The following is a 13,003-nucleotide window of genomic DNA, read 5'->3' on the forward strand; positions in this document are numbered from 1 at the left end:
TCCTGCTCTTCGCAGGAAGGGGAAAACTTGGTGGGAAACTCTTATAGCCTAAAGACAGACCGCTTTCTAAAATAAATTACATTTTGGACTTAAGCGATTGTAATTATTCTATTTCTTTATTGAAAAATAATAGTACAATTGCTCATTTTAATAAGCACCCCTCGAACCAACCATGAGAACTAAGTACAGTTTCATTCAAAAAACACCCCCTTCAGTACCACAAGAATATATCGAGTTACCCGAAGAAATTTGGGTTCGTATTTTTTCCCTTATTGACCCTGAATCTCTCTTAGGCAAGGTGCAATTAACTAGTAAACTCTTTTACCGATTAGCAAACGACTATTGGGTTTGGGAAAAATTATTTAACCTTTTTTTCTCGGAAGACCTCCCCGCTCCTTTACCGTCCACCTTTGACTGGCGAACTGTGTTCATAACGCTTTATAGAGAGCAATATGGCTCTTTATCGCCTCAAACCTGCAAATACATTTTTTTAATTGCTATAGGTGCTATCCAAGATATTCGCGCAGCAATGATCCCTCTGCAGCACTTAGAAGCAGACCAGTTTATTTTAATTAAAACGGCGGCCCGATTTAAGCGACAAGCCATCTTAAATTATTTTTACTCTCAAGTTCTGGAGCAATTAATAATACGCGGCTATAAAGACCATCTGTATTGGGCTACCTTGTGTAATCAACATGAGGCCATTGATTCCCTTTTAAAAATCAAGCCCGATTTAATTAATGCCGCTATTTTTGAAGAAAATAAAACTGTGACCATGCTCGCAGCCCTGGTTGGTCATTTAGAACTAATGAAAAAATTAATAATTATTCCAAACAATAACCTTCTGGCTTTAGGATTTACAGAACTTTACCATTTTGTCGTTCGCAATGGGCAACGCTATATGGTTGAAGGCTTTAACTCATTTATAAAAGAGCATGAAGCGAATAACTCTACTCCGCTTTCGTTTAGAATCAAAAATGCGGCAAGAAATTTACCAAGCACCATTTCTATTGCGGCTATTTATGGTTCTATTGCTATTTTTAAATCATCGATTATTCCATTGCACCATGAATGCATCCAGTTGCAAAATTATTTAGAATCGGAATCCTCATCTGCAACCACTGAAGACCTGGACGAAAGTAAAGCGCTGCAATTATCTACAGAGAGTAAGATCAAACCGACCCCGAAGGAATCTTATGAACAAGCAAAAGCGAATTTTGATTGGGTTATGCTGGTAGCGATGATGGGGGCCTCAGAACATGGTCATGTAAATATCATAAAGTATGTATTAGATAATAACTTTTTTGAAATTGAGGAACCAATAATCGGCCAAAATACACTGTTGTTCCGAGCAGTTGAACATAACCAACTGGAATTGGTGATATTTTTATTAAAAAAGCAAGCCGATCCCGAATTTACACTAACGAGTTTACTTTCTGGCACTATGGGCTTAGAGGAGGTTGATTATTCCGAAATCATTTTTCTCCTTGTCAAAGCGATTGAGAAAAGAAACAAATTTAATCCTCCATTAATCAAAGCAGCTATTGACAGCAATAGAACCGATATTCTTGAGCGCTTATTGGCTATCGATCCGCAAATTCTCAATAAAACAAAGGGGGCTCCCCTCTTTCTCTGTCAAGCTATTACATTAGGAAACCAGGCTTGTGTAAGCATTTTATTAGACCATGGAGTAGAGATAGATGTAGATTCTGTGCTCGTCGCTCTGCGTAATAAAGACCTTGAATTAGTTCAAGAATTGTTAAATCGTGCGGATCCCCAAAATATATCCGAGCTAGTCAAATCTCTCAACATAAACAAAGAGATTAAAAAACTTCTAAGCCAAAAATGCGATATCACTGATCTTAGAAATCTAATTGATTTTAATGATCAGGTGCTAAAGCGTCCTCCCATTGATAAAAACCATGTGTTAGCCCTAGCAAAGCAAAAGAAAAAAAAATTGATTGCCGCCGAGCTGTGCATCGAAATTGAATTAGAACATGAAGCTAAATTGGGAGAAGCCTCTCTTAGTAACGAAGATTTAATTGTTGAACAATTAACAATTCAGCTACGTGCAAAAGGTCTGCAAAGAGGTAGTGATTACGTCGCTCGTCATGTAACCAACAAGGGATCAGCACATCCAAAACGTATAAGATTTCCATGTTCAACACTCGAGGGTTTAGCCGCCTTCAAGCGTTTAACTGCCACCGACTCTCCAAAAGCACTTGCTTTAGAACGTCAATTGCGGGAAGTTTATCTTCAAAGCTACAAAAAGGGATTAGCACAAGAAAATGCGAAACGGGCTGAAGTACAACGGTCTAAAAGAAAAGCTGAGCATACTGAAACACAACAATCTAAAAAAAGACCTGTTCAAACAAGTCAAAATAACGAAGAAACTGAGGAGCAGAGCGAAAAACAACCCGAAACCAAAAAACGATTTTTAGGTAAGCGGAAAAGTACTGAACCCACAAACCAGATTAAACAAGAAGAAAGAAAATCGCCTAAATTAGCAGATCATGATTCGCCAAATCCTCAACCCTCCACAGGAAGGTTTGGTCTGTTTACAAACTCAAACCGAGAAACAGCGGTAGCGGCGACTCAAACTACAACAGCGGTGACCTACTCAGATGTAGAGGAACCGCAAACACTAAGCATCTCTGCCCAAGCTAGGAGAAGTTCAGCTCTGTTCTTTGCGCCTCCTCAATTGACTTCTCCCGATTCAGAAACTGAGGACCTAACATTGAAGTCCATGGATCCTGGCAAATAGGCTAATCTAACCTTAAGCTCTGAGGCAATACTTTAACTAGTAGCCTTGGAGACGTCTCCAATCAAGGCCAGCTATCATAAATTACTCTACCTCTTAATTGAAAAATAACAGTACAATTGCTTATTTTGATGTGCAGCCACGAACTAACATGAAAGATAAAAAAATACCCTCTCCCGAGCCACAAGAAAATATCGAATTACCCGAAGAGATTTGGATACGTATTTTTTCATTAATCGATCCTGAATCCCTTTTAAGCAGCGTACAATTGACTAATACACATTTTTACTCCTTAACAAAGGACCGTTGGATTTGGGAAAAATTATTTAAGCTCTTTTTCCCTGAAGATCTACCCAGTCCTTTTGCAGCCACGTTTGACTGGCGAAATGAGTTTATAACACTTTATAGAAACCAATACGGTTCTTTAACGTCTCAAACACGAAGATACGTTTTTTTAATTGCGATAGGTGCTGTTCAAGATATTTACGCTGCAAACTTTACTTCGCAGGACTTACAAGCGGATCAGTTTATCTTAATTAAAACGGCAGTCCAATTTAGGCAACAAGCGATCTTAGATTATTTTTACTCTCAGCAACAATTAAAAAAAGACGGGGATAAAAGCGAGCTCTATTGGGCTACTTTGTGTAATCAACAAGAAACCGTTAATTCCCTTTTAGAAAAAAAACCTAGTTTAATTAACGAAGCGATTTTTGAAGAAGATAAAACAGCGGCCATGCTCGCTGCCGAAGTGGGTCATTTAACATTAATGAAGGGATTAATTACTCATCCGAACAAAATTCCTTGGAAACTTAACAAGGAATTTAAAGAATTTCACCAGCGTATCGTCCGCAATGGACAACTAACTATGGCCAATGAGTTTGACTCGTTTATAAAAGAGCAACAAGAGATAAATACGCTGGATGTGCTAGAACCAATGGATAGAAGAACCTTAGCATTCAGAATCTTGATTGCAGCAGCGGATTTGCCAAGCACCATTTCTCTTGCGGCTAGATACGGCTCTGCTACTATTTTTAAAGCAAGGATTAATCAATTACACCAAAAATGCCTTGAATTGCAAGAGTATTCCGTCTCGAGATCCCCAATCAGTAAAAGGGACAAGGATGAAGATGAAAATGAACTTTTTCAATTCTCTACAGAAAGGGAAGCCCAACAGACTGCAAAATCCGAATTTGATTGGGAAATACACCTAACGACGCTGGAAGCCTCTCAACACGGTCATGTGAATATCTTAAGGTATGTATTAGAGAATAACTTTTTTGAGATCGATAGGCCATTATCAGCCGACCAAGAAACACTGTTATGCCGCGCAGTTCAATTTAAACAACTCGAGTTGATAAAATTTCTATTAAAAAATCAAGCGGATCCGGAATTAGCCCTATTGCGGTTACTTAATGATTATCTTCTTTTACAAAGGGATGATTATTCCGAAATCATATCCCTCCTTCTAGAAGCTATCGAGGAAAGAAACAAGCTCAACAATCCCAAATTAATACAAACAGTTATTGCCAGAAATAGAGCTGATATTCTTAAGCGCTTATTTGCCATTGACCCACAAATGCTCACTAAAACAAAGGCAGATACCTCCTTTCTTTGTCAAGGCATTATGTCAGGAGGATGGGCTTGTGTAAGATTTTTATTAAAACAGGGTGTAGAGGTCGATGTCGATTCATTCCATAGCGCTTTCATTAAAAACGACTCCATGTTAGCTCAAGAATTGTTAAATCGTGCTGGCTACAGCAATGCTCCCAAGTTAGTCAACTCTCTCTTTTATAAACGACCAATGATTTGTTATGCAGACGATCCCGACTTAAGAGAGTCTTTACTCCCCCATGTCAACATGTATGAAGCGATTAAAAACCTGCTAAGCCAAGAATGCGATATCACTGATCTTAGAAATCTAATCGATTATAATGATCAGGTGCTAAAAAATCCTCCGATTGATAAAGACCAAGTATTGGCTCTAGCAAAGGAAAAAAAACAAAAGTCGATTGCTGCCGAGCTGCGCCTCGAAATTGAATTAGAAAAAGAAGCAAAATTGGAAGAAGCCTCTCTTAGTAGGGAAGATTTAACCTTTGCACAATTAAACATACAGATAATGACTAGCGCGAAACAAGCTGACGTAAAATCATCTAAAAGAAAATTCGAGCCTACTAAAAAGCAACCATCCGAAAGGAAATCCCCTAAATTAGGAGAGCAAGATTCGCCATCCACCGGAAGGTTCGGCCTATTTACAAACTCAGACCGAGAAACAGCTGAGCTTCTTGCAGCTTCTGAATCAACTTCTCCTAGCTCAGCAGCGGAGAAAACAGAAATGGAATCTACGGATCCTGCGCAAGATGATTCGGATACTTTTGCTTATCACTTGTGAAGGCAACCAAGCTCGATGACCTTAGAGTCATCGAGCTTGGTGATTATATTTCAATGCAATGACAGATTGTCAGCAATCATCTGGCAATCGTTGGTGTTTGCCTCATGCTCCGCATCATTAGAAATCAATAGGTTGGCGAACTCTTGGATTTCTTTGAGCTGAGTTTCGTTATAAAAACGATAGTTCTTGTAGGCATTATAAGCCGATATGCCTGCAATGAAAAAACCTACTAAACTCAGTCCAACGCTAAAAGCTAACCAACCCCATGGTCCAGATGCCAAAAGAAATGCACTACCAGCCAGCGTTAGAATACTTTGGTAGGTGCCGATTAATCCTAAAGTTGTGACTGTGATACCAAGACCTGTAAAAGCAGAGTGGAGTAATAAATTATAACCCCCCGTCCAGGGCTTTAGATTTTCCTGTGCTTTTATTTTGGTTTTTAAGGTCTCAATGCATCTATGCAATTGACTGGGATCTGCTGAAGAATTATTTAGACTTTCTATTGCACTATCCAATATTCCTTCTAATAATTTTTCATTTTCTGGAGTTAATAAATTTCTTAATTCATCAACACTTTTTAAAAATTTTTTTGCTTTGAGAAGAAACTTATTTCTTTTGAAATTTTCAGGTTTAAAAAAACGCTTATTATAAGCAGAGTCTTCATAATATTCATCGAGAGCCAATAAAAATTGCCTTTCTTTTTCATTCCAAGACATTCTAAATCCACAGTCAGATATTAATAATTGAACAAACGGGATTATCATATTAATTACAGTTTGATTCAAGCGCGCATAATTTTGTCATTGCGCGGGCGAGGGAGTCAATTTCTATCTGCCTCAACCTAGCCAGTAGAACTTGAAAGCAAAGATTTACGCCCGAGCGAAATCAAAAGACAAAGCTTTAGCAATTTCCGGTTGCTTCAAGGCTAGAGTTATAAGCCTATCAATCCCCAAAGCAACCCCGCTACAAGGGGGTAAACCATGGGCTAAGGCTTGTAATAAATATTCATCAGGAGCAGGTTCAGCTAACCCTTTTAGGTGACGCGCCGCTAAATCTTGTTGAAATCGAGCCGCTTGGGCGTTGGCGTCAGTTAGTTCATGAAAGCCATTCGCTAATTCAACGCCTTGAACATAAATTTCAAAACGCTCTGCAACGCCCTCGTTCACTTTAGCAAGCGCTGCCTGTGACATGGGAAAATCGTACACGGCGAGAGGTATTGGATCTTTCCCCATCGCTGGCTCCACTACATGACTCATGAGCAAAAATAAATATTGATCAGGATCTGGCTCGTCCGGTGTCAATACCTTATCTAGCCCAAACCGCTGTAGGGATTTTTGCAGTTCTGCCACGGTGGCTGTCAGAGGGTCTAGCTCACAAGTTTCTAAAAAAACCTGCTGGTAAGTTTTTCGACGCATCGGAGGACTTTTCAAGATAGTTTGCAATAAAGCATCCATTTCATCCATCAGCCCATGATGGTCAATATTTAACTGATACCACTCCAGCATGGTGAATTCTGGATTATGCCAACGACCCAATTCATCATCACGAAATACTTTTGCTAATTGAAAAATAGGCCCACTGTCAGCAGCTAATAAACGCTTCATGTGGTATTCGGGTGAGGTTTGCAAGCAATAGGGATGGCCTCTGAACGTTGCGATAATATTGGCTAGATAAACATCGGTGATGCCAAAACGCGATAGAGAGGGTGTTTCCACCTCCAAATAACCTCGGTCATTAAAAAAGCTGCGAATTTTTGCTAATACCTCGGCTCGCTGACGCAGTGTGTCAATGGTTGCAGAAGGCCGCCAAAGTGACTCTTCATTCATCAATAAAAAATTCCCAGTTCAAGTCGCGCGGCTTCCGTCATTCGCTCTTGACTCCAAGGTGGCTCCCAAACCAATTCGACAGTGCAATCACTAACCCATTCTAATTGATTCACTGCCTGCTCTACTGTACCTGGAAAAGTTTGTGCTACTGGACAACCCGGGGTGGTCAGTGTCATTTGAATATGGACCTGCTTATCGTCGTTAATAGCAACATCGTAAATCAAACCCAAATCATAAATATTGACTGGAATTTCAGGATCAAATACGGTTCGAAGTGTAGCAACTACACTGTCTTTTAAGGTTTCATTATCCTGCTTTTTTTTCAAGCCAAACATAATAATTACTCCGTACTTACAATGACTGCTTCTTTATGAAGCGCAGCTTCTAAGGTATGCCAAGCTAAGGTCGCGCATTTCACGCGAGCAGGATAAGCTTTCACACCAGCTAGAACCGTCAATTTATCGAGAGAAAATACTTGCGTCTCGTCATCCGAAGTAAGCATGGTATGGAAACGCTGAAACAACTCATGCGCTTCTTCCACAGTTTTACCACAGATAGCTTCCGTCATTAGCGAAGCAGAGGCCTGCGAAATCGCACAACCACAACCGAGGAAACTTATCTCGATAATTTTATTTGCTTCAACTTTTAAATAAACCGTTAACTTATCTCCGCAGAGTGGATTAAATCCATTTGCCTGCGCAGTCGCATCCATCATGGTATGATGATTTCGCGGGTTGCGATTATGATCAATGATAATTTCTTGATAAAGCTCACGTAACTCCATCGTCATGCAAATACCTCTTTTACTTTTTGCAGCGCTTGTACACAGCGATCGATTTCCTCTGTTGTATTATAGAACGACATTGAAATACGGGTTGTCGCGGCAACCTCTAGGAAATCCATTAACGGCATCGCGCAATGATGGCCGCTACGAATCGCAATACCTTCACTATCCAGAATAGTACCAATATCATGGGCATGAATTTTACCATGGACAAATGACACGATCGGCACTTTGTTCTTCGCTGTGCCGATGATATTAAACCCTTTTACTGATTTCACGGCGTTAGTTGCATACTCCAGCAAATGCGCTTCATAAGCAGCAATCGCTTCCATATCTAAAGACCAGAGATAATCCATAGCGGCGCCCAAAGCAATCGCACCCGAAATGTTGGGAGTGCCTGCTTCGAATTTATGCGGTAAAGAGGCGTATTCAGTGGCTTCAAAAGTCACGTAATTGATCATCTCCCCCCCACCTTGATAGGGCATCATGTCATCTAACAGATGTTCTCTACCCCACAAAATGCCAATCCCTGTTGGTGCATACATTTTATGACCAGAAAAGGCATAAAAATCACAATCTAAGGCTTGGACATCAACGGGCAAATGAGCTGTTGCTTGTGCGCCGTCTAAAAGAACCAAGGCACCATAGGAATGCGCCATCTCAATCATTTGTTTTACAGGATTTATCGTTCCTAGCGCGTTTGATGCATAGGATATCGCTACAAATTTGGTATTCTCACTTAGGCATTTTTCAAATTCATCTAAAAGCACTTCACCTTCTAAAGAAATTGGCGCAACTTTTAAATGAGCACCCGTTTTTTTACAAATCATTTGCCAGGGCACAATGTTTGAATGATGCTCCATATGAGTAATAAGAATTTCTTCGCCAGGTCGAATCCTTGGCGCTACAAAGCTCTGAGCTACCAAGTTAATCCCTTCTGTTGTTCCACGAACAAAAATACATTCACGTGCTGATTTTGCATGAATAAAGCGCTGTACTTTATTACGAGCTGCTTCATATTGTTGAGTCGCACGTACACTTAAAGCATGAACCCCGCGATGAACATTGGAATTATCAAAAGAATAGTAATGCGTAATTGCATCAATGACTGCTTGTGGTTTTTGCGTTGTAGCCGCGTTATCCAGATAAATCAGAGGATACCCATTTATTTTCTGTTTAAGCACTGGAAAATCTTGACGAATTGTCTCGATATCCAAGGTTTCAATTAAGGCTGGTATTGTACTCATGGTTGTTTCACCTCAATTGTTCGTTTAATAAATTAGCCATCCAATCAGCCAACGCAGGCTTGGGCACAAGACGTAAATTATCAGCAGCGAAAGCACGGATAAGATAGCTGGTTGCTTCACGACGACCGATTCCACGCGTCGCTAAATAAAATAAAGCGTCTTCATCCAACTGCCCTACTGTTGCGCCATGAGAACAGATGACATCATCAGCGAAAATTTCCAATTGCGGTTTTGTATCAATTTCCGCTTGCGCTGATAAAAGTAAGTTTTTATTTTGCTGATGGGCTTGAGTATGCTGTGCATCTTTGGCAACAAAGACTTTACCATTAAACACTGCACGAGAACGGCCAGTTAAAATACCTTTATAATCTTGTTCACTTTCGCAATGAGGAACAAGATGATGAATCGTCGTATGCTGATCCATATGCTGTCCTTCAGTGGGCACATAAATGCCATTTAGCAAACAACGTGCTTTTTCTTCTTGCAAATGGAGACTAATATCGCTGCGCACCAATTTGCCGCCTAGGCTCAGCAAATGACTAGCAAATTGGCTGGCACTGTTCTGTTTCACAGAAAGATGGCCAATGTGATAAGCTGATTTGGCCTCGCGCTGAATTTTGTAATGCACTAATTTCGCATTTTTGGCGACAAAGACTTCAGTTACTGTATTTGTAAAATAATGACAAGCCTCGGCACCACGATAGTCTTCAATAATGGTCGCCTGACTACCCTCTTCAGCGATAATCAAAAAGCGATTGTGAACAGCCTGATTTTCTTGATCTTGCCAATGTGAAAGAACAATGGGCTGCTCAACACAAACTCCAGCAGGTAAATAAATCACCACACCACAACGCAACATGGCGGTATTTAACGCTTGAAATCCATGTTCATGGCGTAAAACTTGCCCTAAATACGGTTTTATTTTATCCGCATGCTGTTCTAAAGCCGTGGCCAAGGATTGAATCAACACGCCCTTTGGTAAATGGCTCGCTAATTCATTCTCATTGAAGACTTGACCATTTTGCAGCGTCAAATAAAAATCTGATTGAATATCGGGTTTAACTTCGCTTGTTTGATTTTGTACCTGCTGGATAAATCGTTGCTGCAAAAGCGTATCCACCACCGTATATTTCCAATCTTCTTGATGACGCGTTGGAAAACCACGGTGCAACAATTCACGCAAGCCTTTTGCCTGTAATTCGGCTAACCAAGGAATCGTTGATAACTCCTGTTTTGCTTGCTGTTGATAAAAATCAATGACTTCACTCATGCTTGCTCCGTCTCTTCAAGCCAGCCGTAGCCTTTATCCTCTAACTCAAGAGCCAGTGATTTATCCCCTGACTTAATGATTCGACCATCAACCAATACATGAACAAAATCAGGCTCAATATAATCCAATAGTCGTTGATAGTGAGTGACTAAAATAATGGCTCGTTCCGGCGAACGCATGGCATTCACACCTTGAGAAATAATACGTAGTGCATCGATATCTAAACCTGAATCCGTTTCATCAAGAATGGCAAGTTTGGGTTCAAGTGCGATCATTTGTAAAATTTCATTACGCTTTTTCTCACCACCAGAAAAGCCTTCATTGATGCCACGATACAAAAAACTTTCATCCATATCCAGTAGCTGACATTTCTCACGGATAAAACTTAAAAATTCAATCGCATCAAGCGTTTGTCTATTCTGCCCTCTACGTACCGCATTCACTGAGGATTTGAGAAAACTAATATTGGTCACCCCTGGAATTTCTACAGGGTATTGAAAGGACATAAAAATACCTGCTTGGGCGCGCTCTTCAGGTGCCATGGGCAATAGGTCTTGTCCGAAATAGTTGATTTGGCCACTCGTTACCTCATAGCTAGGGTGTCCGGTTAATACTTTTGATAAAGTACTTTTTCCAGAACCATTTGGGCCCATAATCGCATGCACCTCACCAGGATTTACCTGTAGATTGATGCCGTTTAAAATAGGTTGCGCATTAATTGCAACATTTAATTGATTGATTGTTAACATATTAACCTACCGCCCCTTCCAAACTGATACCTAATAATTTCGTTGCTTCAACTGCAAACTCCATAGGTAATTCTTTTAATACTTGTTTACAAAAACCATTGACGATCATCGATACCGCGTCTTCCGTATCGATACCTCGTTGTTGACAATAAAATAATTGCTCTTCACTAATTTTTGAGGTCGTTGCCTCATGTTCAACTTGCGCAGTTGGATTTTTTACTTCGATATAAGGAAAAGTATGAGCTGAGCATTCCGATCCCATTAACATTGAATCGCATTGCGTATAATTACGTGCATTCGTTGCCGTGGGTGCTATGCGCACTAAACCACGATAGGCATTGTGTGCCCGGCCTGCACTAATTCCTTTAGAAATGATGGTTGAACGGGTATTTTTACCCAAGTGAATCATTTTCGTTCCTGTGTCCGCCTGCTGGAAATGATTGGTCAGTGCAACTGAATAAAATTCGCCGACTGAATCATCCCCTTGCAAAATAACACTGGGGTATTTCCAAGTAATCGCTGACCCTGTTTCGATTTGCGTCCAAGATATCTTTGAGCGCTTGCCGCGACAAACACCGCGTTTGGTGACAAAATTGTAAATGCCGCCTTTTCCTTCTTTATCGCCTGGATACCAGTTCTGCACTGTCGAATATTTGATTTGCGCTCCATCTAGTGCAACCAATTCCACTACCGCAGCATGCAATTGATTTTCATCTCGCATGGGCGCTGTGCATCCTTCTAAATAAGACACATAGCTATCACTATCAGCGATGATGAGCGTGCGTTCAAATTGCCCTGTTGATGCCGCATTGATACGGAAATAGGTGGATAATTCCATTGGACAACGTACCCCTTTCGGAATATAGACAAACGAACCATCACTAAATACAGCCGAATTGAGCGCCGCATAAAAATTATCACGATAAGGAACCACTGAACCTAAATATTGGCGTAATAAATCAGGATATTTATGAACTGCCTCTGAAAAAGGACAGAAAATTACGCCGACCTCAGCCAATTTTGCTTTAAATGTGGTCGCTACAGAAACGCTATCAAACACCGCATCGACAGCAACACCAGCCAGCATTTCTTGTTCTTTGAGTGGAATACCTAATTTTTCATAAGTCCGTAATAATTCCGGATCCACCTCATCAAGACTTTTAGGCGCATCTGTCTTTGATTTTGGCGCAGAATAATAAGAGATCGTTTGGTAATCTACCGGCGGATAATGTACGCTAGACCATTCAGGATGTGGCATAGTAAGCCAATGTCGAAACGCTTTTAAACGCCATTCAAGTAAGAATTCGGGTTCACCTTTTATTGCAGATAAACGACGAATAACCTCTTCGTCTAAACCCGGTTCAAATGTTTCTACTTCAATGTCGGTAACAAAACCATGTTGATATTCCCTTTCAAGGAGGGAATTAATTTGCTCATTGCTTTTAGCCATGACTAACTCCGCTTGCTAACTGCCTGATACGGTCAATATCTACCGCCGGGAGAGATGGTTTCGCCAGCACTTCCAAACTCACACTATCCAGTGCGGTTTCAATCGCTTGGCTGATTAACCGCCAATTGCCTTGAATATGACAAACCTCTTGTAAGGAGCAGGTATTGGGGTGCAAACTACATTCGGTTAATCCAAGCGGCTCTTCCAGAGCAGAAATGATTTGCGCCACTGAAATTTCAGCAGCCGAACGTTGTAGGCGATAACCACCACTAACGCCGCGTACCGATGCCAATAATCCTGCGGCAGTTAACCGTTTCAATAACTTACTGACCGTTGGCACCGTGAGATGGGTATGCAAAGCAATATCACGCGCATTACAAAGTGTTTGCCCGCGCTTTGCCAAATACACCATAACAACTGTTCCATAATCGGCCAATTTGCTGATGCGCAGCATACCACCCCCACATCAAATTATCTAGTACCAAATAGGTCTTGATTACTCATTGCCTGTCATTTTCTAGGAAACC

11 protein-coding genes are annotated in these 13,003 nt (G+C 40.7%); 2 read left to right on the top strand and 9 right to left on the bottom strand.

Annotated features, from left to right (window positions below):
* The first annotated feature begins 172 nt into the window (after positions 1-172).
* Positions 173-2,764 (top strand): F-box-like domain-containing protein, encoded by a 2,592-nt coding sequence (locus Ldro_RS11025; protein WP_058496469.1) that lies wholly within the window; start codon positions 173-175, stop codon positions 2,762-2,764.
* Positions 2,765-2,912: 148 nt separating this feature from the next.
* Positions 2,913-5,150 carry an F-box-like domain-containing protein gene (locus Ldro_RS11030; RefSeq protein WP_131764201.1) on the top strand — a complete coding sequence of 746 codons (2,238 nt, stop codon included), beginning with the start codon at positions 2,913-2,915 and terminating at the stop codon, positions 5,148-5,150.
* A 50-nt stretch (positions 5,151-5,200) separates the two neighbouring features.
* On the opposite strand, the gene Ldro_RS11035 is transcribed toward Ldro_RS11030, so the two are convergent.
* The 9 genes from Ldro_RS11035 to Ldro_RS11075 form a co-directional block, all read right to left on the bottom strand.
* Positions 5,201-5,866 carry a hypothetical protein gene (locus Ldro_RS11035; RefSeq protein ID WP_058496471.1) on the bottom strand — a complete coding sequence of 222 codons (666 nt, stop codon included), beginning with the start codon at positions 5,864-5,866 and terminating at the stop codon, positions 5,201-5,203.
* A 153-nt stretch (positions 5,867-6,019) separates the two neighbouring features.
* Entirely contained in the window at positions 6,020-6,976 is a 957-nt protein-coding gene (epmA, locus tag Ldro_RS11040; protein ID WP_058496472.1) for an elongation factor P--(R)-beta-lysine ligase, read from the bottom strand.
* Positions 6,976-7,311: an SUF system Fe-S cluster assembly protein gene (locus Ldro_RS11045; RefSeq protein ID WP_058496473.1), complete on the bottom strand. Its 336-nt coding sequence runs from the start codon at positions 7,309-7,311 to the stop codon at positions 6,976-6,978. The genes epmA and Ldro_RS11045 overlap by 1 nt, the downstream gene beginning before the upstream one ends.
* A gap of 5 nt (positions 7,312-7,316) precedes the next feature.
* Positions 7,317-7,766: a Fe-S cluster assembly sulfur transfer protein SufU gene (gene sufU, locus Ldro_RS11050; protein ID WP_058496474.1), complete on the bottom strand. Its 450-nt coding sequence runs from the start codon at positions 7,764-7,766 to the stop codon at positions 7,317-7,319.
* The gene (locus tag Ldro_RS11055) at positions 7,763-9,007 is read right to left on the bottom strand and encodes a cysteine desulfurase (protein ID WP_131764200.1); all 1,245 of its coding nucleotides are present in this window, start codon (positions 9,005-9,007) and stop codon (positions 7,763-7,765) included. The genes sufU and Ldro_RS11055 overlap by 4 nt, the downstream gene beginning before the upstream one ends.
* A gap of 7 nt (positions 9,008-9,014) precedes the next feature.
* Entirely contained in the window at positions 9,015-10,277 is a 1,263-nt protein-coding gene (gene sufD, locus Ldro_RS11060) for a Fe-S cluster assembly protein SufD (RefSeq protein ID WP_058496475.1), read from the bottom strand.
* Entirely contained in the window at positions 10,274-11,026 is a 753-nt protein-coding gene (gene sufC / locus Ldro_RS11065; protein ID WP_058496476.1) for a Fe-S cluster assembly ATPase SufC, read from the bottom strand. Before sufC ends, sufD begins: the two co-directional genes overlap by 4 nt.
* A gap of 1 nt (position 11,027) precedes the next feature.
* Entirely contained in the window at positions 11,028-12,476 is a 1,449-nt protein-coding gene (gene sufB, locus Ldro_RS11070; protein ID WP_058496477.1) for a Fe-S cluster assembly protein SufB, read from the bottom strand.
* Positions 12,469-12,930, bottom strand: a complete 462-nt coding sequence (locus tag Ldro_RS11075; protein ID WP_058496478.1) for an SUF system Fe-S cluster assembly regulator — start codon at positions 12,928-12,930, stop codon at positions 12,469-12,471. Before Ldro_RS11075 ends, sufB begins: the two co-directional genes overlap by 8 nt.
* Positions 12,931-13,003 lie beyond the last annotated feature (73 nt).

The sequence above is a fragment of the Legionella drozanskii LLAP-1 genome (genome assembly GCF_001467585.1).
In the GTDB taxonomy this organism is placed as follows: Bacteria; Pseudomonadota; Gammaproteobacteria; order Legionellales; family Legionellaceae; genus Tatlockia; species Tatlockia drozanskii.